Source organism: Thermus oshimai DSM 12092 (assembly GCF_000373145.1).
Classification (GTDB): Bacteria; Deinococcota; Deinococci; order Deinococcales; family Thermaceae; genus Thermus; species Thermus oshimai.
On record NZ_KB890624.1, the window covers coordinates 50,961 to 73,251 of the forward strand.

Annotated in this window: 18 protein-coding genes; 6 read left to right on the forward strand and 12 right to left on the reverse strand. The window is 69.8% G+C overall.

The window, feature by feature from the left end; translation table 11 throughout:
- Positions 1 to 7: 7 nt before the first annotated feature.
- Positions 8 to 1,159, forward strand: a complete 1,152-nt coding sequence (locus B043_RS0111770; protein ID WP_018462148.1) for a hypothetical protein — start codon at positions 8 to 10, stop codon at positions 1,157 to 1,159.
- Positions 1,156 to 1,455, forward strand: a complete 300-nt coding sequence (locus tag B043_RS0111775; protein ID WP_016329269.1) for a metal-sulfur cluster assembly factor — start codon at positions 1,156 to 1,158, stop codon at positions 1,453 to 1,455. The genes B043_RS0111770 and B043_RS0111775 overlap by 4 nt, the downstream gene beginning before the upstream one ends.
- On the opposite strand, the gene B043_RS0111780 is transcribed toward B043_RS0111775, so the two are convergent.
- From B043_RS0111780 to B043_RS0111800, 5 genes are all read right to left on the reverse strand, one after another.
- Entirely contained in the window at positions 1,452 to 5,078 is a 3,627-nt protein-coding gene (locus B043_RS0111780) for a PAS domain S-box protein (RefSeq protein WP_018462149.1), read from the reverse strand. The genes B043_RS0111775 and B043_RS0111780 overlap by 4 nt on opposite strands.
- A 4-nt stretch (positions 5,079 to 5,082) precedes the next feature.
- On the reverse strand, positions 5,083 to 7,614 hold the full coding sequence (locus tag B043_RS0111785) for a bifunctional diguanylate cyclase/phosphodiesterase (protein ID WP_018462150.1): 2,532 nt from the start codon (positions 7,612 to 7,614) through the stop codon (positions 5,083 to 5,085).
- Positions 7,615 to 7,649: 35 nt separating this feature from the next.
- The gene (locus B043_RS0111790; protein WP_018462151.1) at positions 7,650 to 9,887 is read right to left on the reverse strand and encodes a sensor domain-containing diguanylate cyclase; all 2,238 of its coding nucleotides are present in this window, start codon (positions 9,885 to 9,887) and stop codon (positions 7,650 to 7,652) included.
- 41 nt (positions 9,888 to 9,928) lie between these two features.
- The gene (locus tag B043_RS0111795) at positions 9,929 to 11,455 is read right to left on the reverse strand and encodes an acyl-CoA dehydrogenase family protein (protein ID WP_018462152.1); all 1,527 of its coding nucleotides are present in this window, start codon (positions 11,453 to 11,455) and stop codon (positions 9,929 to 9,931) included.
- Between the two features lie 300 nt (positions 11,456 to 11,755).
- On the reverse strand, positions 11,756 to 11,959 hold the full coding sequence (locus B043_RS0111800) for a hypothetical protein (protein ID WP_018462153.1): 204 nt from the start codon (positions 11,957 to 11,959) through the stop codon (positions 11,756 to 11,758).
- 129 nt (positions 11,960 to 12,088) lie between these two features.
- Here B043_RS0111800 and B043_RS0111805 point away from each other — a divergent pair, with 129 nt between their 5' ends.
- Positions 12,089 to 13,159 (forward strand): tyrosine-type recombinase/integrase, encoded by a 1,071-nt coding sequence (locus B043_RS0111805; RefSeq protein WP_018462154.1) that lies wholly within the window; start codon positions 12,089 to 12,091, stop codon positions 13,157 to 13,159.
- On the opposite strand, the gene fbp is transcribed toward B043_RS0111805, so the two are convergent.
- Together fbp and B043_RS0111815 are read right to left on the reverse strand one after the other, a co-directional pair.
- Positions 13,156 to 14,247 (reverse strand): fructose-1,6-bisphosphate aldolase/phosphatase, encoded by a 1,092-nt coding sequence (fbp, locus tag B043_RS0111810; RefSeq protein WP_018462155.1) that lies wholly within the window; start codon positions 14,245 to 14,247, stop codon positions 13,156 to 13,158. The two genes, B043_RS0111805 and fbp, sit on opposite strands and share 4 nt — an antisense overlap.
- A 92-nt stretch (positions 14,248 to 14,339) precedes the next feature.
- Positions 14,340 to 14,822 carry a thioredoxin family protein gene (locus B043_RS0111815; RefSeq protein ID WP_018462156.1) on the reverse strand — a complete coding sequence of 161 codons (483 nt, stop codon included), beginning with the start codon at positions 14,820 to 14,822 and terminating at the stop codon, positions 14,340 to 14,342.
- Positions 14,823 to 14,845: 23 nt separating this feature from the next.
- On the opposite strand from B043_RS0111815, the gene B043_RS0111820 reads away from it, so the two are divergent.
- A complete protein-coding gene (locus B043_RS0111820) occupies positions 14,846 to 15,175 on the forward strand; it encodes a winged helix-turn-helix transcriptional regulator (RefSeq protein WP_016329258.1) in 330 nt (109 codons plus the stop codon).
- 12 nt (positions 15,176 to 15,187) lie between these two features.
- Here the strand turns inward: B043_RS0111820 and bfr are convergent, their stop codons facing one another.
- The 5 genes from bfr to nadC all read right to left on the reverse strand — a co-directional run bounded on the left by bfr (position 15,188) and on the right by nadC (position 19,240).
- Complete coding sequence (gene bfr, locus B043_RS0111825; protein ID WP_016329257.1) at positions 15,188 to 15,667, reverse strand: bacterioferritin; 480 nt, start codon at positions 15,665 to 15,667, stop codon at positions 15,188 to 15,190.
- Between the two features lie 20 nt (positions 15,668 to 15,687).
- Positions 15,688 to 17,133: an L-aspartate oxidase gene (locus tag B043_RS0111830; protein ID WP_026234268.1), complete on the reverse strand. Its 1,446-nt coding sequence runs from the start codon at positions 17,131 to 17,133 to the stop codon at positions 15,688 to 15,690.
- Positions 17,133 to 18,056, reverse strand: a complete 924-nt coding sequence (gene nadA, locus B043_RS0111835; RefSeq protein ID WP_018462158.1) for a quinolinate synthase NadA — start codon at positions 18,054 to 18,056, stop codon at positions 17,133 to 17,135. Before nadA ends, B043_RS0111830 begins: the two co-directional genes overlap by 1 nt.
- A 70-nt stretch (positions 18,057 to 18,126) precedes the next feature.
- Positions 18,127 to 18,366, reverse strand: coding sequence for a hypothetical protein (locus B043_RS0111840; protein WP_018462159.1), 240 nt, complete (start codon positions 18,364 to 18,366; stop codon positions 18,127 to 18,129).
- A 25-nt stretch (positions 18,367 to 18,391) separates the two neighbouring features.
- Positions 18,392 to 19,240: a carboxylating nicotinate-nucleotide diphosphorylase gene (nadC, locus tag B043_RS0111845; protein ID WP_018462160.1), complete on the reverse strand. Its 849-nt coding sequence runs from the start codon at positions 19,238 to 19,240 to the stop codon at positions 18,392 to 18,394.
- A 34-nt stretch (positions 19,241 to 19,274) separates the two neighbouring features.
- On the opposite strand from nadC, the gene B043_RS0111850 reads away from it, so the two are divergent.
- Together B043_RS0111850 and B043_RS0111855 are read left to right on the forward strand one after the other, a co-directional pair.
- Positions 19,275 to 21,242: a thioredoxin domain-containing protein gene (locus B043_RS0111850; protein WP_018462161.1), complete on the forward strand. Its 1,968-nt coding sequence runs from the start codon at positions 19,275 to 19,277 to the stop codon at positions 21,240 to 21,242.
- A 92-nt stretch (positions 21,243 to 21,334) separates the two neighbouring features.
- Positions 21,335 to 22,291: thiolase family protein (locus B043_RS0111855; protein WP_018461150.1), on the forward strand; the 957-nt coding region annotated here is incomplete at its 3' end.

A 22,291-nucleotide genomic window follows, 5' to 3' on the forward strand; every position in this document is an offset into this window, starting at 1 on the left:
TTAGGGCGTGCTGGTCACCGCCAAGAACCGCACCGTTCCCCTAAGCCTCCCCCTGGGGTTCTTCCTGGTGGGGGAGGGGTTTTTCCTCCTGGCGAGCCTCCTCCTCGCCCTCCACCCCGAGGCCGTCCTCACCCCCCGCCACCCCCTGGGCCTGGCCGCGGCCCACGCCCTCTTCCTGGGGTTCGGGGTGGGGGTGCTTCTTGGGGCCATGCACCAGCTGGTGCCGGTGGTCCTGGAGGTGCCCCTCTTTCGGGTGGGCTGGGGCTACCCCGTCCTCCTCCTCTTCGGCCTGGGGGTCCTTCTCCTGGTCCTGGGCTTCCTGGCCTGGCCGGGCCTCGTCCCCTTGGGCGGGGCCTTGGCCCTTCTCGCCCTTCTCTGGTTCGCCCTGCACATGCTCCTCACCTTCCGGGCCGCCCCCCGCTGGAACCCCGTGGGCACCGCCCTGGCCTGGACCGTCTTCTACCTGGTCCTCACCCCCCTCCTGGGCCTCCTCCAGGCCCTCACCCTGCGCTTCGGGTTCTACGACCCGGAACGGCTTTACTGGCACCTGGGGGCGGGGCTCCTTGGGGTCTTCCTCCTCTCGGTGGTGGGGGTGGGGCACAAGCTGGTGGGGATGTTCACCCTAAGCCACGGGGAGCGGGGGGATCTCCTGGGGCTTTTCCTCTTTGCGGCCAACCTGGGCCTTTTGGGCCTTCTCCTTAGGGAGCGGCTGGGCTACCTTCTCCTCCTCGTGGCCTACGCCCTGGCCCTGGGGGATGCGCTTTTCATCCTCCGCCACCGCATGAAGCGGGCCCTGGACCTGGGGGTGCGGCACTACCTCCTGGCCCTGGGGTTTTTGGGGCTGGCCCTCCTGGCCCTCCCCTTCCGCCCGGCCTGGGCCGTGGCCTGGTTCGGCCTGGGGTTTTTGGGGGTGGTGGTGGCGGGGATGCTCTACAAGATCCTGCCCTTCCTGGTCTGGACCCACCGCTACGCCCCCCTGGCGGGGAAGGCCCGGGTGCCCCTCCTCAAGGAGATGCTCCCCGAAGGGGCGGGGGAGGTTTCCATGGTCTTCCTCGCCTTAGGCGCTCTCCTTTTCCCCCTCACGCCCTTTGGGGGGTGGGTGTGGCTTCTTGGGGTTTTCCCCCATCTTTATGCCCTTTGGGAGGTGATGCGCCGATGACGCTGGAAGAACAAGCCTGGAACCTTTTGCGGACGGTGTACGACCCCGAGCTGGGCCTGGACGTGGTGAACCTGGGCCTCATCTACGAGCTCAGGGTGGAGCCCCCCCGGGCCTACGTCCTCATGACCCTCACCACCCCGGGCTGCCCCCTGCACGATTCCATGGGGGAGGCGGTGCGCCGGGCCCTCTCCGGCCTGCCCGGGGTGGAGGAGGTGGCGGTGGAGCTCACCTTTGACCCCCCCTGGACCCCGGCCCGGCTTTCCCCCGAGGCCAGGCGGCTTTTGGGCTGGGCCTAGGCTTCCCCCTTCATGAGCTCAAGGAAGGCCCGCACCACCTCCGGGTCAAAGAGGCGGCCCGCCTCCTCCTCCAGGTAGGCCAGGGCTTTTTCCTTGGGCCAGGCCTTGCGGTAGGGGCGGTCCGAGGTGAGGGCGTCGTAGACGTCCACCACGGCGAAGATGCGGGCGGAAAGGGGGATGGCCTCCCCCTTAAGCCCCCGGGGGTAGCCGGAGCCGTCCCAGCGCTCGTGGTGGGCGTAGGGGATCTCCAAGGCCTTCCGCAGAAAGGGGATGCCGGAAAGCCACTCGTGGGCGTAGACGGGGTGCCGCTTCATCACCGCCCACTCCTCCTCCGTCAGGGACCCCGGTTTCAGGAGGATGGCGTCGGGGATGGCGATCTTGCCCACGTCGTGCAGGATGGCCCCCCGGCGGAGGTGCTCCAGCTCCTCCTCCGGCACCCCCAGGGCCCGGGCCAGCCTGAGGGTAAGGCTGGTGACCCTTTCCGTGTGCCCGGCGGTTTCCTGGTCGCGGAGCTCCACCGCCTTGGCCCAGCCCCAGAGGGTGAGGTCGTAGGCGGCCTCGAGCTCCAGGCTCTTCCGCTGGAGCTCCTGGAAGGTGAGGGCGTTGTCCAAGGCCACCGCCCCCTGGCCCACCAGGGCCTCGAGGAACTCCTCCTCCTCCGGGGCCAGGTCCCAGGGCCGGCGGGTGAAGGCGGCCAGGACCCCGAGGAGCCGGCCCTTGGCGAAGAGGGGGTAGGCCCGCTCGGAGACGAGCCCCTCCTCCAGGGTGAACTGGGGGTGCGCGCCGGGGCTCTCCGCCAGGTCCTGGACGTGGACCTCCTTCCCTTCCAAGGCCGCCCGGCCCACGTGCCCCTCCCCCAGGCCCATCCGTTGGGGAAGCCTCTCCTTGGGGCTCAAGAACCCCTTGGCCCCTTCCAGGAAGAGGGCCCGCTCCTCCTTGCGGTAGAGGAAGAGGGCCACCGCGTCCACGGGGAGGCGGAAGGCCTCGTTGAGGAAGACCTCCAGGGTGAGCCTGAGGTCCAAGGAGGCCACGATGGCCTGGTCTATGGCCCGGAGGCTTTCCAGGTGCTCCACCCGCCGGGCCAGCTTCTTGCGGAGGGTGGCCCGGCGCAGGGCGTTGCCGATGGCCTCCCCTAGGAGGGCGGCCCGCTCCACCTCAGGGGGGGTGGGGGTGCGGGGGTGGGGCCAGGCCAGGGTGAGGACCCCCACCGCCTGCCTCCCCGCGAGGAGAGGCACCCCAAGCCCGCTCCACCCCTCGGGCACCAAGGCCCGGGCCCCGGGGCGGACCCGGGGGTCGTTCTTCAGGTCCGGGCTCACCACCACCTCGCCCCGCAAGGCCCGGCTCACCAGCCCTTCCTCCACCCCCTCGCCCACCCGGGGCGGGGTGGGGATCTCCTTAAGCCAGCCCTCGCTGGCCCCCTCCTCCAGGTGGCCCGTGGTGGGATCGTAGAGGAGGAGGCTTCCCACCGGGGCCTCCATGGCCTGCAGGGTGGCCTTAAGCCCCGAGGCCAGCATCTCCTTGAGCTCCTCGCTCTGCCGGAGGGCCAGGGACACCCGGGCGAAGGCCTCGAGGCTCAGCTGCCGCTCCCGGTCCTCGGTGATGTCCAGGGCCACCCCCAGCACCGCGGGCTTCCCCCCCACCTCCACCCGGGCCGCGGAGTAGTCCAGCCAGCGCACCCCTCCCCCTTTGGTGAGGATGCGGAAGGTGTAGCGGCCCGGCACCGCCTCCCCCCGCACCCGCGCCAGGCCCCGCTCCCGGACCAGCGCCCGGTCCAGGGGGTGGACGAACTCCCAGATGGGCCTCTCCGTGAGCTCCTCCCGGGTGTAGCCGGTGAGGGCCTCGGCCATGGAGTTGGCGAAGACCAGGCGTTCTTCCTGCCAAAGGAGGATGAGGGCGGGGGCGGTTTCCGCCAGGGTGCGGAAGAGGGCCTCGGACTCCCTTACGGCCTCCTCCCGGGTCTTTTCCTCCGTGATGTCCCGCTTGACGGCCACGAAGTGGCGGATCTCCCCCCCTTCCGTTACCGGGGTGATGGACATGCGCTCGGTGTAGAGGGTGCCGTCCTTGCGCCGGTTGATGATCTCCCCCTCCCACACCTTCCCCGAAAGGATGGTGGCCCAAAGCGCCTGGTAGAACTCCAGGGGGTGAAGGCCGGATTTCAGGATCCTGGGGGTCTTCCCCAGGGCCTCCTCCGCCCCGTAGCCCGTGAGGCGGGTGAAGGCGGGGTTCACCCACTCTATGCGCCCTTCCCGGTCCGTGAGGACCACGGCCTCCGAGGCCGCCTCCAGGGCGCGTTGCAGGAGCCTTTGGGTGGCCTCGGCCCGGAGCTTTTCCGTTACGTCCAGGGCCACCACCAAGGCCGCCTCCCGCCCGGCGTAGGAGAGGAGGTGGGAGTGGATCTCCACCTGGATCTCCCGCCCGTCCTTCAGCCGGTGGGTCCAGGGTCCGGAGGTCTGGAGGGGGGGCCTGGGGCGCTTCAGGTCCTCCAGAAGCCTTAGCCGCTCCTTCTCAGGCCGGATCTGGAGGAGGGTCATGGAGAGGAACTCCTCCCGGGTGTAGCCGTACTTCCGCACCGCGGCCTCGTTCACCTCCAGGAAGCGGAGGGTTTGGAGGTCGTAGACCCACATGGGGAGGGGGTGGGCCTGGAAGAGGAGGCGGAAGCGTTCCTCCTTCTCCACCTCCTCCGTCACGTCAAAGGTGTAGCCGGTGAGGAGGCGGGTTTGGGCATCGTAGCTCACGGTGTCCCGGAGCCAGACCCACGCCCCCTTCTTCCCGTGGCGGAAGCGGTAGGTGCACACCTGAAGCCTTCCCGGCTCCGCCACCGCCCGGCGAAGGGCCTCTTCCAGACCCTTCCGGTCCTCGGGGTGGACCTGGGCGAAGTAAAAGGCGGGGTCCTGGAGGAGGGCCTCCGCGGGGTAGCCCAGGAGGGCTTCCGCCTGCTTCGGGGCGGCGTAGACCAGGGGGGCGTAGGCGGGGTCCTGCCCCTCCTCCACCCGCGCCTGGTACACCTGGCCCGGAAGGGCTTCCAGAACCCCTTTGAGCCGCGCCCGTTCCTCCTCCAGCTCCGTTTCGTCCCTTAGGTTCAGCACCACCCCCTGTACCGCCCGGTCCTTCAGGAGGTTCCGCCCCCAGACCCTTACCGCGCGCACCCGGCCCCAGGCGTCCAGGATGCGCAGGCGGTACTCCTGGGTCTCCCCGGGATGGCGGAGGAGGTTTTCCAGGGCGGCCTCGGCGTAGGTCCGGTCCTCGGGGTGGACGAAGTCCAGGGCGTGGATCGGTGCCCGCCGGTAGCCCTCCGGGTCGTACCCCAGGACCGCCCTCACGTTGGGGGAGGCGTAGCGGAGGTACCCTTTTCCGTCCAGGAGGTAGATCACCTCCCGGCTGTTTTCCGTCAGGGCCTGGAAGAACCGCCCCGTGGTCCTAAGCCGCCTTTCCTCCCGCCAAGTTACGAGGTAGATGAGGACTCCGCTTAGGAGGATAAAGAGAAGCCCCGTGAGGACCTGGACGCGAACCTGGGGTTCGGAGGCGGAAAGGAGCCGGAGGGGTCCGGGGTGGGAAATATAAAACCAAAAGAAGGCAAAAACAACGTAACCCAGCGCCACCTTAAGGCCGCCCGGTAGCCACACGCCCCTAGCTTAGCACCTCCGGCCTTCCCAGCAAGAACCCCTGCCCCAGCCGGAAGCCCAGGCTCCGGAGGTAGGCCAGGGTGGCCTCGTGCTCAACCCCCTCGGCCACCACCGGCAACCCCAGGGCCTGGCCCAGGGCCAAGACCGCGGCCACCACCCGGGCCGCGGGGCTTTGGGGGTCTGGGGGGTTTCCCAGGGCGCTGGTGAAGCGCTGGCCGAGCTTGAGCCCGTCCACCGGAAGGGAGGCCAGGCGCTCCAGGCTGGAATAGCCCGAGCCGAAGTCGTCCAGGTAGACCCGTACCCCCAGGGCGCGGAGGACCTCCAGGCTCTTCAGGGCATCCCGGCCCCGCTCGTCGGGGGCCAGGGCGGTTTCCGTGACCTCCAGGACCAAGGCCTCTGGGGGTAGGCCCGCCTCTTCCAAAAGAAGGGCCAGCCGCCCCGGGTAGCCGGGGTCCAGAAGCTCCTGCGGGCTTACGTTCACGTGCACGGGCAGGCCGTGGCGGGAATGCTCCTCTAGGGCCAACCCCAGGGCCAGTTCCCCCAGGGCCCCGATGAGCCGGTGCCGCTCCGCCAGGGGGATGAAGAGGGCAGGGGAGACCCGCCAGCGGAGGAGGGCCTCGAGGGCCACCGGTTCCTTTCGCTCCAGATCCACGATGGGCTGGTAGGCCAGCCAGAACCCCTTCCGGGCGGCCAGGTCCTCCCTCAGGGCCTCCAGGAGGTCAAACTCCTCCCTTAGCCTTTCCTGAAGGCTTTCCTCGTAGAAGGCGATCCGGTCCTTGCCCTCGGCCTTGGCCCGGTAGAGGGCCAAATCGGCCCGCTTCAGCACCTCTCCCGGGCCTAAGGCCTCCTCCACCAGGGCGATGCCGATGGAAACGGAGAGGTGGTAGATCCGCCCCCCCACGGGCAAGGGGAGGCGCACCACCTCTAGAAGCCGTTCCGCCACCGCCACCGCCTCCTCGGGGCCCCTAAGGTCCGTGAGGAGAACCAGGAACTCGTCCCCCCCCTGGCGGGCCACCAGGTCCCGGGGGCGCACCGCCCCCTGCAGGCGGGCGGCCAGGGCCATGAGGGCCTGGTCCCCCGCGCTGTGGCCCGAGAGGTCGTTCACCAGCTTGAACCCGTCCAGGTCCAGGTAGAGCACCGCCCCTTTTCGCACCTGGGCCAGCTTCTCCAGGAAGAAGAGCCGGTTGGGCAGGCCCGTGAGGGGGTCGTGGTAGGCCAGGTGCTGCACCCGGCCCTCCAGCTCAAGCCGCCTCAAGAGAAGCCCCAGCTGGCTGGCGAAGGCCTGGGCCAGCTCCACCTCCAGGGGGCTGAAGGCCTCCTCCCGCTCAAAGTTGTCCAGGTACAAGAAGGCCTTCCGCTCCCCCGAGAGGAAGACGGGCACGGAAAGGATGGCCCGGATCTCCCGCACCCGCCCCGCCTCCTCCATGACCTGCCGCCTCTTGGGGTCCAGGCGGGCGTTGAAGCGGGCGAGGTCTTGTTGGGTGAACACCTGGGCCTCCCGGTGGCCGGTGAGGGAAAGGGGCTCCTCGGGGGAGAGGCGCACCCGGCGGAGGGCCTTCAGGTCGTAGCCCTTGGCGGCCACGAAGTGGTAGTACCCGTCCTCCTTCAAGACGGTCACGCTCCCCGCCTGGGCGTTGGGGATGGTGGCCATGGCCGCCTCGAGGATGAGCCCGTACACCGACTCCGAAAGCCCCTCCGCCATCAGGGTTTCGTAGACCCGGAGGAGGTTGGTGCGGAAGGCCTGCCAGAGGGCTTCCCGCCGTTGTGCCTCGTCCTTTTCCCGCACATCCAGCCCCAGGGCCAGAACCTCCAGGACCTCCCCCCCGGGCCCCGGCACGGCGAGAAGGGTCCACTCCGCCCCCAGGGCGTGGACCCGCACCGCCTCGCCGGGGGTTTCCAGGGCCGCCTCGAGGGGCAGGGCCAAGGGCAGGCCCCGGGCCGCGGGGTTGGCGTAGAGGAGCGCCCCTTCCGGGCTAAAGCGGAGGACGTAAAGGGGGGTTTTCTCCAGGAGGCCCTCCAGGCGCCGCACCCGCTCCAGCAGGTTCAGGCTCAGGGCCAGGACCCGGGCCAGGCCTTTTAGGAGCTCCACCTCGTCTTCCCGGAAAGCCCGCACCTCCCGGCAGGCGTCCACCCCCAGAAAGCCCCAAAGCCGCCCTTCCAGGAAGACCGGCACCGCCAGGAGGGCCTGGATGTCCTGGGCCTCCAGGAGGGGGCGTTCCTCCTCCGGAAAGGTGCGCACCGCCCCCTGGATGGGCCTCCCTTCCAGGAAGCGCTCCACCCAGCGCCCGTACCCCTGGGCCATGGGAACGCGCGTTAAGAGGGGGTTTCCCAGCTGGGGCGTGACCCCTTCCCGCGTCCACTCCGAAAGCTGGGTGGCGTACCAGGCGCCCTCCTGGGCCTCGAGGCGGAAGAGGTAGGCCCGGTCCACCCCAAGCCCTTCCCCTAGCCGCGCCAGGGCCTCCCCCAGGCCTTCCGCTCCCTTTTCCAAAAGGGCGAGGGCGGCCTCCAGGTACCAGCCCCCTAAGAGGGCTTCCATCTTGGGTTTGGATTATACACCTCTTTAGAACCCCCCTAGGCCACCACCGAAAGACCCTGCGCCTTGGCCTGGTACATCCGGGTGTCCGCGGCGGAGAGGAGGGCGTCCTCCGTGTCCCCGTCCTCGGGGAAGGCGGCCACCCCGATGTTCACCCCCAGGCAGTGCCCCTCCAGGCAGATCTCCCCGATGGCCTGGGCGTGGCGGAAGGCCGCGGCCACCGCCCCCCCCTTGGGGGTGTGGGGGAAGAGGACGGCGAACTCGTCCCCCCCCCAGCGGAAGACCTTGTCCCCGTTGCGCCGCCCCTTTTTTAACGCCTCCGCCACCCGTTTCAGGGCCAGGTCCCCCATGGCGTGGCCCAGGCGGTCGTTGATGGGCTTGAAGCCCCGGAGGTCCAGCACCGCCAGGGCCAGGGGGTAGTTGTAGCGCTTGGCCCGGGCGAGCTCCTCCTGGAAGGCCCGCTCAAAGGCCCTGCGGTTCCCAAGCCCCGTGAGGGGGTCGGTGAGGGCGGCCTCCTCCAGGAGCCTGCGGCTATGGCTTTCGTGGAGGAGGGTGGCCAGGGGGGCGGCGAAGAAGCGGGCGGCCTCGAGGCTGTCCTTCCCGAAGGCCCTGGGATCGTGGAGGTTGTCCAGGTTGAGGTAGGCCAGGACCTCCCCCTGGTAGGTCACGGGCAGGCAGAGGTTGGCCTGGATCTCCCGGGCCCGCCCCGCCGCGTCTATGACCTCCTCGGGGGCGGTCTGGTGGCTGATCTCGGGGATGGGCCTGTCCTCCACGGACATGACCCGGGGCACCCCCTTCCGGGCTTCCCGTTCCCCAAGCCCGTACCAGAGGAGCATGCCCTCGGGGGAGAAGCGCACCGCCTGGAGGGCTTCCAGGTCGTAGCCCAAGGCGGCCTTGTACACGTAGGCTCCGCCCTCCAAAACCAGCAGGCTTCCCGCCTCCGCCCCCGGCACCAGGGCCACCGCCTCCTCCAGAAGGGGGTGGTAGAGCGCCTCCGGGGGCTTCTCCAGAAGGCGAAGGAAGAGGGCGTTCACCCGCTCGTGCCGCTCCTTCTCCTCCAGGCGCTCCAGGGCCAGGCCCAGGGTGCGGCAGGCCAGGAGGAGCATCTCCTCCTCCGCCTTCCGCCAGGGGCGGGCGGCTTGTTGCCCCAGCACCAGGACCCTCCGGGTGCGCGGGGCGCCCGGGGTGGGCACGGGGTGGGCCACGAAGGTCCGCCAGCCCAGGGCCTTGAGGGCGGGCACCACCCGGCTTTCCTCCGCGTAGCGGGCGGTGTAGACCGGGCTTCCCGTCTCGTACACCTGCCAGGCCAGGCCCACCCCGTAGGGGAGGCCCTCTTCCAGGACCTTGAGGAGGCTTGGCTCCGTCACCCCGTGGTGCCCCAGGGCCACCATGCGCGCCCCCCGGGCCTCCCAAAGGGCCCCCGACTCCAGCCCCAACACCTCCACCAAGAGGGCCAGGGCCTTTCTGGCCGCCTCCCCCTTGCTCCTGGCGCTTTCCATCCTTTCGGAGAGCTCCGCGAGGAGGCGGCGGGCCTCGAGGTCAGCCAGCTGGTCCAGCTCCAGGCTCACCGCCTGGGCGAAGCGGACAAGCCCCTCCACCTCTTCTTCCAAAAAGAGCCCAGGCCTTTCCAAATTCAGCACCGCCACCACCTGGCCCCGTTCCTTTAGGGGCAGGGCGAGCTCGCTCAAAGAGGGCAGGCCGGGCGCGGCGATGTACCCTTCCTCCCGGCGCACGTCGGGGATGTAAAGGGGCCTTTCCTCCCGGTAGGCCCGGCCCACCACCCCCGTGGCGGGGATCCGGTCCAGGGATAGGGGGGGCACGGAGGCCAGGAGGCGGAACCCCTCCTCTTCCGGCACCCAGACCCCCACGTGCCCCCCCGCGCCCAGCTCGGAAAGGCGCTCGGGGAGGCTTTTTAAGAGCTCGGTCCGGTTCCTGGCCCCCGCCAGCCCTTCCAGGGCCAGGGTGAGGTAGCGGAGGCTCCTCGCCAGCCCCTTGGCCCGCCGGTGGGCCCGCCGCAGGGTTTCCCCCACCCCGTGGGCCAGGTAGGCGGAGAGGAGGAGGATGGCCGCCCCCATGGCCTGGAACCCGGGAAAGAGGAGGAGCAGGAGGGTGGAAACCCCTGCGGCCACAAGCCCCCAGGGGAGGCCGTAGAGGCTCGCCACTATGGCGGTGAAGAACATGTACCAGGGAAGGATGTAGGGCTCCCCGTAACCCAAAGCCCCCACCAGAAGGCCCAGGAGGAGGCTTAGAAGGGCGAGGAGGGGGTAAAACCGCATATTTGCGCCATCCTAAGGCTCTTTCTAGCGCCGCGCAACCCCTAGGCCCAGGGGTCGTGGAGCCGCGAGGGGGGCAGGGCCTCCCCTTCCAGGAAGCGCCGGGCGTAGAGGCGGGCCAGGGTGGGGAAGGGCTCGGCCTCTACCCTGGCCAGGGCGTAGAGGGCGGCGGCGTCCGCCAGGCGCCTCAGGGCCTCCTTGGCGTACCAGGGGCCTTCCTCGGCCAGGCGCCTCAGGGCCCCTTCCGCGTGCGCCCGGGCCTCGGGGTGGGCCATGAGGAGTTCCAGGAAGGGCTCGTGGGCCCGCTTTTTATGGATGGCCTCCAGCATGTCCAGGGCCTGGATGTTGGCCGGCCCCTCCCAGATGGGGGTGATAAGGGCCTCCCGGTGCCAGCGGGCCACCCCGTACTCCTCCAGGAAGCCAAGCCCTCCAAAGAGCTCCATGGCCCCCTGGGTGACGGCCGCGGCGTGCTCCGCGGTGCGCCCCTTGGCCAGGTGGGAGAGGAGGCGGGCCAGGTGGTAGCGCTCCGTGTAGGGAGGGCGTTCCTCCCACGCCCGGTCAAAGGCCTGGACCGCCAGGAAGGCCAGGGCCGTCCCCCCCACCTGCCTCAGGCGCATCTCCAGGAGGTCGTGCTGGACGAGGTCGTGCTCCATCAGCTTCTTCCCGAAGGCCGTGCGGCGCCGCACCCGGAAGAGAACCTCCAGGTGGGCCTTCTTGGCCAGGCCCATGGCCGCCACCGCGTTGGCCAGGCGGCTCACCGTGAGGTTCTCCAGGGTGTAGTAGATGCCCTCCTCGAGGCGCCCGATGGGGTAGGCCAGGCTCCCCTCCAGCTCCACCTCCCCCGAGGGCACGGCCCGGGTGGCGAGCTTCTCCTTGAAGCGGCGCACCCGGAAGTTGAGCCGGCCCTCCACCTCCCGGGGCAGGAGGAAAAGGGCAAGCCCCTTGGGGCCTGGGGGCGCCCCTTCAGGCCGGGCGGTGACGATGGCCCAGTCCGCCAGGCCCGCCCCCGAGGCGAAGTACTTGTCCCCCCCGAAAAGCCGGAAGGCCTCCCCCTCCCTCCTGGCCAGGGTGCGGTTGGCCCCTAGGTCGCTTCCCCCCTGGATCTCCGTCATCCAGGTGGCCCCGAAGGCCTGGCCGTAGAGGAGTTCCCGCTTCACCCCTTCCCACTCGGGGGCGTACTTGTGGAGGGCGTAGGCCACCTGGTGGGTGATGGTGAGGATGCAGTAAAGCCCCCCGTCCGCCAGGAGGTAGCCCAGGGCGTAGTGGAGGGGCCAGCCCCGGCCCTCGTAGGGGGGGCGGACCATGGGCCTGAGCTTTTCCAGAAGGGCCTTCTGGGCAGGGGAGAGGAGGGCCCGGTCTATGCGGTTCCCGTCCAGGTCGTGCATCTTTAGCCGGGGCGGGGCCTCGAGGTCCACGTGGTAGGCCACCTCCAGGACCTCTTCCCCCACCAGCTTTCCGAAGGCCGAAAGCTCCTCCTCCGGGAGGCCCGGGGCAAAGGTGCGCAGGATCGCTTTAAGGTCCGGATCCAGGTGGTAGTGGTTCTCGCCCTGGCTGTAGAAGACCGCTTTCATGGTTACGCCTCCGGCCTAAGCCTATTCCTTGGACCGGAGGCGGGGCAAGCCCGTATCCTTCCGAGCGGTGGGATTTTGACTATCTCGGGGATATATTTTTCACCAGCAGCTATAATCGTGAAAAAGTTAGCAAATCAAGACATTTCCAAAACCAAAAGCTCCCCCTCCCAATCCCGGGAAGCAGCCTAAGGCTAGGCCTCGAGCTCACAGAAGGCCTTTTCCCACTAGCCCATGAGGATGAGGGCCTGACGGATCCCTCGGCCTTTCCAGGGCGCTCCCCGTCCCAGTGGGGAGGGGCGCTCAAAGGTCCAGAGGCTCCGGCGGCGGTAGGCCCAAGGCGGTGAGGCGGAGGCCTAGGGCTTCTAAGGGCAGGTAAAAGAGCGCTTCTTCCTCCGTGTCCACCGCCCGGGCAAAGAGGAGGTCGCCCTGGCGGCGCTCTAGGCGGTAGTCCCGGCCTCGAGCCCGGAAGAGGGCGCCGGGTTTGAGGAGGTCCAGGGTCTCCATGGGCCCCATCATAGGGGGCTTTGGGGCGGGAAGGCTCCAAGCCTGGCCAGGTCCCCACAAAATCCTCACTAAGATTGCTTAGTGAGCATTTACCATAGCCCCGGTTGGGCTATATACTGGCCCCAGAGCATGCTCCGACCCTTGCCCAACTACGAGGACCCGGCCAAGCGCCGCCTCGAGGCCGTGCGGGCGGCCCACGAGGGGGACCTGGAGGGCCTGATCGCGCTTCTCGGCTACCACCTGGCCCACAAGTCCGGCAAGCGCACCGCCTTAAGCGCCAGAACCCTGGAGCTCTACGCCCTGGCGGTGCGGGACTTCTTCCGCTACCTCTGGCCCGAGGGGGCGCCCGGCCCCAGGGTGTCCCTCCTGCAGGTGACCCCCGACCACATCGACGCCTGGCTCGCCGACCTCCTGGCCCACGGGGGCCACACGGTGCCCCCCGAGGAGCGCCGCCCCCTAAAGCCCAGCACCGCGGCCAGCTACCTGGCGGGCATCCGGGCCCTGTACCGCGCCCTGAAGTGGGCGGGCGCGGTGCGGGAAAACCCCACCCTCGAGGTCAGGCCCCCCAAAGACCCCACGCCCCGCCACGAGCGCCGCCCGGCCCTGCCCCAGACCCTTTACCGGCGTCTTTTAAACCTGATACAAAAAGGTGGCAAGGAGCTCCGGGAGGCCGAGTACAAGCGCTTCCGGGACCTCCTCATCCTAAGGCTCATGGGGGAGGTGGGCCTAAGGATCTCCGAGGTGGAGGGGCTCAACGTGGAGGATTTTGACCCCGTGGAGGAGGAGCTCCACATCCAAAGGGGCAAAGGGGGCAAGGCCCGCACCGTGCCCCTCCCTCCGGACCTGGCGGAAGGCCTTCAGGCCTGGCTCAAGGTGCGCACCCTCCACGAAGCCCCCGGGGAAAAGGCCCTCTTCATCAACCTCGGGGGCCGGAAGGCCCACGGGAGGCGGCTTAGGGCCTGGACCATCCGCAAGGAGCTTTCCGAGGCCCTAAGGGCCCTCGAGGCCCCCAGGCGCTACTACGGCCCCCACAGCCTCCGCCACCTGGCCGGGACGAGGCTTTACCAGGCCACGGGGGACCTCTACCTGGTGGCCACCCTGTTGGGCCACGCGGACGTGAGCACCAGCCAGATCTACGCCAAGATGGACCGCTCCCGCCTCAAGGAGGCGGTGCGGAACCTCTACGGCAAAAAGCCCTAGCTGAACTCCCGCTCCAGCTCCCTAAGCCGCTCGGCGATCCCCGTGTACTCCAGCTCCTCCATGGGGAGCATGGCGGGGCCGTAAAAGCCCTGGCGGCGCATGTCCTGGGCCTTCTCCATGGCCCTAAGGCGCACCACATCCCAGGCGGGGTCGGCGAAGAGGTCCACGGGTTCGGAAAGGCGCCCCTCCTTCAGGGAAAAGGCCAGGCCGCACACCATAGGCACGCAGAAGAAGCTGGAGGCCTGGGTGTTGGCCCTCACCGGCATGAGGGGGAGGTGGTGGCTCCCCCGGGTGTCCCCGGCCACGAAGGGCAGGAGGGCGAAGGGGGGCGCGAGCTCCTCCGTGGCGGGGAAGATCTTCTGCACCCGCACGATGGCCACGGGGTCGTCCTTGCCCACGTACCGCCCGGCGATGTTCCTGAGGCGGGTGGTGCTCACCACCGCCGCCTGCTCCCCGTGGCGGCGGGACCAGATCCCGGCGATGGCGAAGCGGTGGGGGTCGCGGAGGAGGGCCGCGAGGTCGTAAAGGCGCTCGGGGGCCTCGAGGTCAATGGAGCTATCCCGCTCCGTCCGGGCCAGGTCCATGACCCGGAAGCGGAAGCCGGGGCGCATCTCCGGGGAAAGGAGGAGGCCGGGGCAGTGCATGGGGTCGGCGAAGGCCAGGTAGAGGGGCAGGTTGAAGGCCCCAGGCTCCGTCTTGTCCGCGGCCAGGACCACGAAGGGCTCGGAGGGCCGTTCCTCAAACTCCATCTCCGCCACCTGGGGCCCGAGGCCGTGGAGGTTGCCGGTGAAGGCGTCCTTCAAGAGGTCCTGCCCCGCCCCGTAAAGCCCCTCCGCCTTGGCCGTTTCCGTGCCCTCCAGGAAGGCCCGCCAGGCCAGGGCGTGGACCTCCTTATCCCCCACCCCCCGGGTGTGGCTCAGGAGGAGGACGATGTCGTCCCCGATGTGGAAGACATAGGCGTCCAGGAGGAGGCGGCCCACCTCGGCCCGCACCACCTCCTCCACCTTGGCCAGGACCCCCCTCGAGGGCAGGGTATGCCCGCCAATGGAGCCGATGTCCGCCTTGAGCACGCTCAAGGTGACCTTCATAAGGGGAACCTCCCGTTTCCATGGTTCCACGCCTATGGGGGAAAGGCAACCCCCAGGCCCGGTCCTTCCGGGGCAGGGCTTTGGAAGCGTGGTTAGGGAGGGTTGAGGAGGCGGGCCCACTCCTCCCGCATGGCCTCGGCCCACTGGGGGAAGCGGGCGTGGTAGGCCTCGAGGAGGGCCCGCCCCGCGAGCCTCCCCCGGGCCTCCTGGAGGAAGGCCCGCGCGGCCTGGGGCGGGCCGTACCAGCGGGCGAGCTCCCGGAACCCCCCGTCCAGGAAAACGAAGGTGGGCACGATGCGCTTCTCCCCCAGGCGGTAGGCCTCCCGAAGGTGGGGGTTCTGGTCCCGGAGGAAAAACCGCGCCCGCTCCCCCGCCGCCTTGGCCAGGACGGGGATGGCCTGCTGGCAGTCGGGGCACCAGTCCTCCACCAGGGCCAGGACGAAGGCCACCCCCTCCGGGAGGGGTGTCCCTGGGGAACGGGCGTAGAACTCCTCCAGGAGGGCCCGCTTGCGGGAGAGGGCGAGGAAGCCCGAAAAGGTAAGGCCCGAGGCCCAAACCGAAGGGTCCAGGACCATGCCCCCTATGCTACCCTTAGGGTATGGCCGAGGCCCACGAGGGAGCCTTCTGCCCGGTGTACGCCGCCATCAACCTCCTGCAGGAGAAGTGGACCCTGCACATCATCCGGGCCCTGCTCTCCGGCCCCAAGGGCTTCAACGAGCTGGCCCGGGCCGTGGGGGGGGTGAACCCGGCCACCCTGAGCCAGCGCCTCGAGCACCTGGTCCAGGTGGGGGTGGTGGAAAAACGGGTGGAGTCCCACATGCCCCCCCGGACCCGCTACCAGCTCACGGAGGCGGGCCGGGAGCTGGAGGCGGTGGTGGCGGCCATCGAGCGCTGGGCCAAGGCCCACCTGAAAACGCCCGTGTCCTAACGGCGAGGCGCCTTACTCCTCCATCCCCCCCGCCAGGTACTGGAGGTAGTTTTGGAGGCCCATGGCGTTAAGGAGCTCCCGCTGGGTCTCCAGCCAGTCCACGTGGGCCTCCTCGTCCTTGAGGATCTCCGCCACCATGTCCCGGGTGCCGTTGTCCCCCAGGCTTTGGGCTAGGTTCATGGTCTCGTTGTACCCTTTCACCGCTTGGAGCTCCCCCTCGTAGTCCTTGAAAAGGATCTCCTCCACCGTCTTGCCGATCTTGATCTCCCCAATCCGGCTCACCTCGGGAAAGCCCTCCAGGAAGAGGATGCGCTCAATGTGCTTTTCCGCGTGGCGCATCTCCGTGATGGCGTGGGCCTTGAGGTGCCGGGCCAGGGCCCTAAAGCCCCAGTTCTCCGCCATCTCCGCGTGGACCATGTACTGCAAGATGGCGGCAAGCTCCTCGGAAAGCCTTTCCTGCAAGCTCTTCAGGACCTCGGGGTGGCCTTTCATATAGGACCTCCACCCCCATCCTACCCCTTCCGGAAGAGGGTGTGGCGGGGCTTTCCCTCCTTTGGGTGGTCCTCCCGGAAGTGGGCCCCCCGGCTTTCCTCCCGCTCTAGAGCCCCCCGGGCCATAAGGCGGGCCAGGAGGAGGAGGCTTCCCGCCTCCAGCTCGGCCCTCGAGGCCAGGGGCCTTTCCTCCAGGGGAAGCCCCTCCAGGAAGCGGAGGAAGGCGGCCAAACCCTCCCCCCGCCGCACCACCCCAAGGGCCCGCCCCGCCCCCTCCCGCAAGCTGGGAAGGATCCCCGGAGGGGCGGCGAGGACGGGCAGGGGTTCGGGGTTTTGGGGGAAGGCCAGGTCCTCCAGGGCCGCTAAGGCCGCCCGGTGGCCCATGACCAGGCCCTCCAGGAGGCTGTTGGAGGCCAGGCGGTTGGCCCCGTGGAGGCCGGTGGAGGCCACCTCCCCCGCGGCGAAGAAGCCCTTCACCCCGGTGAAGCCCAAAAGGTCCGTGAGGATGCCCCCCATGGCGTAGTGGGCCGCGGGGGCCACGGGGAGGGGCTCCCCTAAGGGGTCAAGCCCCAGGGCCCGGGCCTGGGCCACCACCGTGGGGAAGCGGGCCTCGAGGCGGGGGATGGGCCTTAGGTCCAGGTAGACCCCCCCGGTGCGCAGCCCCTCCTGGAAGACCGCCCGGGCCACCACGTCCCGGGGGGCAAGCTCCCCGGCGGGGTCGTACCGGGGCATGAAGCGCTCCCCCAGGGCGTTCAGGAGGACCGCCCCCTCCCCCCGGCAGGCCTCGCTGACCAGGGCCCCGTCGGGGAGGGCCGTGGGGTGGAACTGGACGAACTCCAGGTCCCTAAGGGTGGCCCCCGCCTGGAAGGCCAGGGCGAGCCCATCCCCCGTGGCCCCAGGGGGGTTGGTGGTCACGGGGAAGAGCCGGCCGAAGCCCCCGGTGGCCAGGAGGACCGCCCCCGCCCGCACCGCCACGGGGCCTTCGGGGCCCAGGGCCAGGACCCCCGCCACCCGCTTTCCCTCAAGGAGGAGGCTTAGGGCGGTCCAGCCCTCCAGGATGGGGGCCTTGAGGCGGGCCCGGAGGCCTTCCAGGAGGAGGGCCCCCGTGCGGTCCCCCCCCAGGTGGCGCACCCGGGGGCGGCTATGCCCCCCCTCCCGGGTGGGCTCGGGGTGGAAGGCGAGGCCCAAGGCGCGGAGCCTTTCCAGGTGGCGGGGGGCCTCCTCCAGGATGGAGCGGGCCGCCGCCGGGTCCACCAGGCCCCGGCCCGCCCTAAGGGTGTCCTGGAGGTGGGCCTCGAGGTCCTCCTCGTCCAGGGGGAAGGCCACCCCCCCCTGGGCCCAGGGGGTGGAGCCCGAGGGGAAGGGGTCTTTGGCGAGGAGAAGGACCTTAGCTCCCCGTTCCTCTGCGGCCAGGGCGGCGTAGACCCCCGCCACCCCCGCCCCCAGGATCAGGAGGTCCGCCTCCATCACCCCACGGCCACCATGGCGGAAAGGGCCTTCCTGGCCTTCTCCGCCACCTCCTCGGGGACCCGGACCGCGTGCCTCATCTCCTTTAGGGAGAGGTAGACCTTCTCCAGGGTGATCCGCTTCATGTACTCGCACACCGCGTCGGGCTTCACCGGGATGAAGCGCTTGTTCGGGGCCTCCTTCTCCAGGCGGTGGAGGATCCCCACCTCCGTGGCCACCACGAAGGTGGAGTGGGCCGCCTTTTTGGCGTGGCGCACCATGCCCTCGGTGGAGAGCATCTTGGCGTCGGGTTTGAGGTAGAGGCAGCTCGAGCCGCAGCCGCACTCGGGGTGGATCATGAACTCCGCCTCGGGGTGGGCCTCCAGGAGGGCCCTTAGGTGCTCCTCCCGGATCCCCGCGTGCACGTGGCACTCCCCAGGGAAAAGGTCCAGCCTCCTTCCCGTCACCCGGGCCACGTGGGCCCCCAGGAACATGTCGGGGACGAAGAAGATGGGCCGGTCCTTGGGAAGCGCGGCCACCACCTCCACCGCGTTGGCGCTGGTGACGCAGACATCGGCCAGGGCCTTCACCTCGGCCTTGGTGTTCACGTAGGCCACCACGAGCCCCTCAGGGTGGGCCTCCTTCCAGGCCAGGACGTCCTCCGGGCGGATGCTGTCCGCCAGGGAGCAGCCGGCCTCGAGGTCGGGGAGGAGGACGGTCTTCTCCGGGTTCAGGATGGCCGCGGTCTCGGCCATGAAGTGCACCCCGGCGAAGACGATGACCTCGGCCTTGGTCCTCTGGGCCTCCCGGGCCAGGCCCAGGGAGTCCCCCACAAAGTCCGCCACCTCCTGCACCTCGGGGCGCTGGTAGGAGTGGGCCAGAATCACCGCCTTGCGCTCGCGCTTGAGTTCCCGAATGGCTTGGGTCAGGGTTTCCCTATCCATGGTCTAAAACCGGCTGAACGCCTTGCTCCCGGCTTCGTTCAGGTCCATGAGGGCGTAGAAGGCGGAGGTATCAACGCAGATCTAAGCCCTCCTCCAGGTACCGGTCGTGGGCCTCGCTCCCGTCCCTGGCCCCAGAGGCGAACCGCCCTACGGCCAGAAGGGCCCCTCGCATCCGCTCCTCGTAGCCTCCGTTCTCCTCTTCCAAAAGGAGCCGGTCCACCGGCTCCGCCAGGGAGGTCCCTTCCTCCCGGGCCTTGGCCTTGAGCCGGGCGGCCTGCTCCTCCGTGAGCTGGACCCGGGTCCGCACCATACCACCATGGTAGCGCGTGGTGCCCTCATGGCCGCACCACCAGGAGGGAAAGGTCCAGGGCCCTGGGGGAGTGGGTGAGGGCCCCCACGGAGATGTAGTCCACCCCCGCTTCGGCCGCGGCCCGGGCCCTCGCCAGGGTCATGTTCCCGCTGGCCTCCAGGGGCACCCTTCCCCCCACCCGCTCCACCGCCTCCCGCAGGGCCTCCAGGGGGAAGTTGTCCAGGAGGATGAGGTCCGCCCCCGCCTCCAGGGCCTCCTCCAGCTCCTCCAGGGTGGTGACCTCCACCTCCACCTTGAGGTGGTGGGGGGCCCTCGCCTTGGCCCGGCGCACCGCCTCCCCCACCCCCCCGGCGGCCCGGATGTGGTTCTCCTTGATGAGGATCCCGTCAAAAAGGCCAAAGCGGTGGTTCCCCCCGCCCCCCACCCGCACGGCCCACTTCTCCAGGGCCCGGAGGCCGGGGGTGGTCTTGCGGGTGTCCAGGAGGCGGGCTTTCGTCCCCTCCAGGGCCCGGGCGTAGGCCCGGGTGAGGGTGGCGATGCCGGAAAGGCGCTGGAGGAGGTTCAGGGCCAGCCTCTCCCCCATGAGGATGGCCCTCAAGGGGCCCTCGAGGCGGGCCACCTCCGCCCCTTCCCCCACCTCCCGCCCCTCCTCCACCAGGGCCTGGAAGCGCACAGGGCCCAGGAGGCGGAAGACCCGTTCCGCCACCCAAAGCCCCGCCACCACCCCCCTTTCCTTGGCCCGGATGACCGCCTCCCCCCCAAGCCCCTCGGGGACGAGAAGCTCGGTGGTCAGGTCCCCGTGGCCCAGGTCCTCCCGAAGCCAGGCCTTGAGCGCGTCCTCCAGGAAAAGCGGCTCCACCCTTCCATTAAACACAAAGCCCTCCCCCTCCCTGGGCTAGGCTGGAGGGGTGAACCGCCTCAAGGACGCCAAGAGCCCCTACCTCCTCCAGCACGCGGAAGACCCCGTGGACTGGTACCCCTTCGGGGAGGAGGCTTTCCGGAAGGCCCAGGCGGAGGATAAACCCCTCTTCCTCTCCGTGGGCTACGCCAGCTGCCACTGGTGCCACGTGATGCACCGGGAGTCTTTCCGGGACCAGGAGGTGGCTGAGCTCCTGAACCGGCACTTCGTGGCGGTGAAGGTGGACCGGGAGGAGCGCCCCGACGTGGACGCGGCCTACATGCGGGCCCTTATTAGCCTCACGGGGTCTGGGGGCTGGCCCATGAGCCTTTTCCTCACCCCCGAGGGCAAGCCCTTCTTCGGGGGCACCTACTTCCCCAAGGAGGACGGAAGGGGCCTCCCTGGGTTCAAGCGGGTCCTCCTGGCCGTGGCCGAGGCCTGGCGGGAGAAGCGGCAAGAGGTGCTGGAGGAGGCGGAAGGGCTCTCTAGGGCCCTGTGGCGGAGCCTCGCCCCGCCCCCGGGGCCGGTGCCGGGGGGCCTCGAGGCCGAGGCCCTCGGCTTCCTGGAGCGGGCCTTTGACCCCGAGTGGGGAGGCTTCGGCGGGGCCCCCAAGTTCCCCCAGGGGCCCCTCCTCCTCTACCTCCTCCCCCTGGCCTGGAAGGGGGAGGAGCCCGCCCGGGGCATGCTCCAGAAGACCCTAAGGGCCATGGCCCTGGGGGGGATTTACGACCAGGTGGGGGGCGGGTTCCACCGCTACGCCGTGGACCGCTTCTGGCGCCTCCCCCATTTTGAGAAGATGCTTTACGACAACGCCCTTCTAGCCCGGGCCTACCTGGGGGCCTACCGGATCTATGGGGACGGGCTCTTCCTCCGGGTGGCCCGGGAGACCCTGGACTTCCTCCTTTCCCTTCAGGCCCCGGAAGGGGGGTTCTACACCGCCCTGGACGCGGAAAGCGAAGGGGAGGAGGGGCGCTACTACACCTGGACGGAGGCGGAGCTCCGGGAGGCCTTAGGGGAGGACTTCCCCCTGGCCCGGCGCTACCTCGCCCTGGGGGAGGACCTTGGAGGGCGCTCCGTCCTCACCGCCTGGGGGGAGGAGGAGGTCAAGCGGGAGCTAGGGGAAGGGTTTCCCGCCTGGCGGGAGGGGGTAAGGGCGAAGCTCCTAAGGGCCCGGCGTAGGCGCGTCCCCCCTGCCCTGGACGACAAGGTCTTGGCGGACTGGTCCGCCCTGGCGGTGCGGGCCCTGGCGGAGGCCGGGCGGCTTCTTGAGGGGCGCTACCTCGAGGCCGCCCAAAGGGGGGCCCGCTTCCTCCTCGGGATGGTCCGGGAGGGGCTGGTGCGCCACGCCTGGCGGGAAGGGTGCCTGGGGGAGGAGGCCTTCCTCTCCGACCAGGCCTTCACCGCCCTAGCCCTTCTTGAGCTCTACACCGCCACGGGGGAGTGGCCCTACCTGGAAAGGGCCCGCTTCCTGGCCGAGGCGGCCTGGAGGGCCTTCTTCCGGGAAGGCCGCCTGGAAGAGACCCTAAGCCCCCTCCCCCTTCCTGCCCGGGAACCGGAGGAGGGGGCCCTGCCCTCCGGGGCCTCGGCCCTGGCGGAGGCCTTCTTCCGCCTGGGGGCGGCCTTTGGGGGGGATTACCGGGAAAGGGCCTGGCGGATCCTGGAGGAACGGGCCCACTTCCTCCGGCGCTTCCCCCACGCCCTCCCGGGCTTCCTCCTGGCCCACCGGCTCCTAGAGGAGGGCTCGGAGCTGGCCCTTCCCCTCCCCTCCCCCTTTTTCCCCGAAGCCCTAAGCCTCTACCTGCCCCTCACCCAGCCGGTTATGGGGCCGGCGGAGGCCCTTCCGGCCCTAAAGGGGCGGGAGGCGGGGAAGGCCTACCTCTGCCGGGAGGGGGCCTGCCGGCTCCCGGTGGTGGAGTGGGGGGCGTTCTGGGAGGAGGTGCGGGCGGTGTATGGGATTAGTGATAGTTTTCACGATTAACCATGCTCGTGCCATGATTCTCCTCTATAGCCGATTGACACCCCCCGGCCCATCCCCTAAGCTGTAACCGAACGGTCGGTAAGGAGGCCCCCATGCCCGAAGCCTGGATCGTGGAAGCGGTCAGAACCCCCATCGGCAAGCACGGGGGGGCCTTAAGCCCCGTGCGCCCCGACGACCTCCTGGCCCACGCCCTACAGGCCCTCATGGACCGCGCCGGCGTGCCCAAAGAGGAGGTGGAGGACGTCTACGCCGGCTGCGCCAACCAGGCCGGGGAGGACAACCGCAACGTGGCCCGCATGGCCCTCCTCCTCGCCGGCTTCCCCGTGGAGGTGGCGGGCTGCACCGTGAACCGCCTCTGCGGCAGCGGCCTGGAGGCCGTGGCCCAGGCCACCCGGGCCATCTGGGCCGGGGAAGGCCAGGTCTACATCGGCAGCGGCGTGGAGAGCATGTCCCGTGCCCCCTGGGTCCTCCCCAAAAGCGAGCGCCCCTTCCCCACCGGGAACCTCACCCTCTACGACACCACCCTGGGCTGGCGCCTGGTGAACCCGAGGATGCAGGCCCTCTACGGCACGGAGAGCATGGGGGAGACGGCGGAGAACCTGGCGGAGATGTACGGGATCCCCCGGGAGGAGCAGGACCGCTTCGCCCTCCTCTCCCACCGGAAGGCGGTCCGGGCCTGGAGGGAGGGGCGCTTCCAGCGGGAGGTGGTCCCCGTGCCCGTGAAAAGGGGGAAGGAGGAGGTCCTGGTGGAGCGGGACGAGGGCCCCAGGGAGGACACCTCCTTAGAGAAGCTGGCCCTCCTCCGCCCCGTCTTCCGGGAAGGGGGGACCGTGACCGCGGGGAACGCTAGCCCCCTAAACGACGGGGCGGCNGCNNTNCTCCTGGTCTCCGACGCCTACGCCAAGGCCCACGGGCTGAAGGCCTTAGCCCGGGTGCGGAGCCTGGCCGTGGCCGGGGTGCCCCCCAGGATCATGGGCATCGGCCCCGTGCCCGCCACGAGGAAGGCCCTGGAGCGGGCGGGGCTCCGCCTGGAGGACATGGGGGTGATT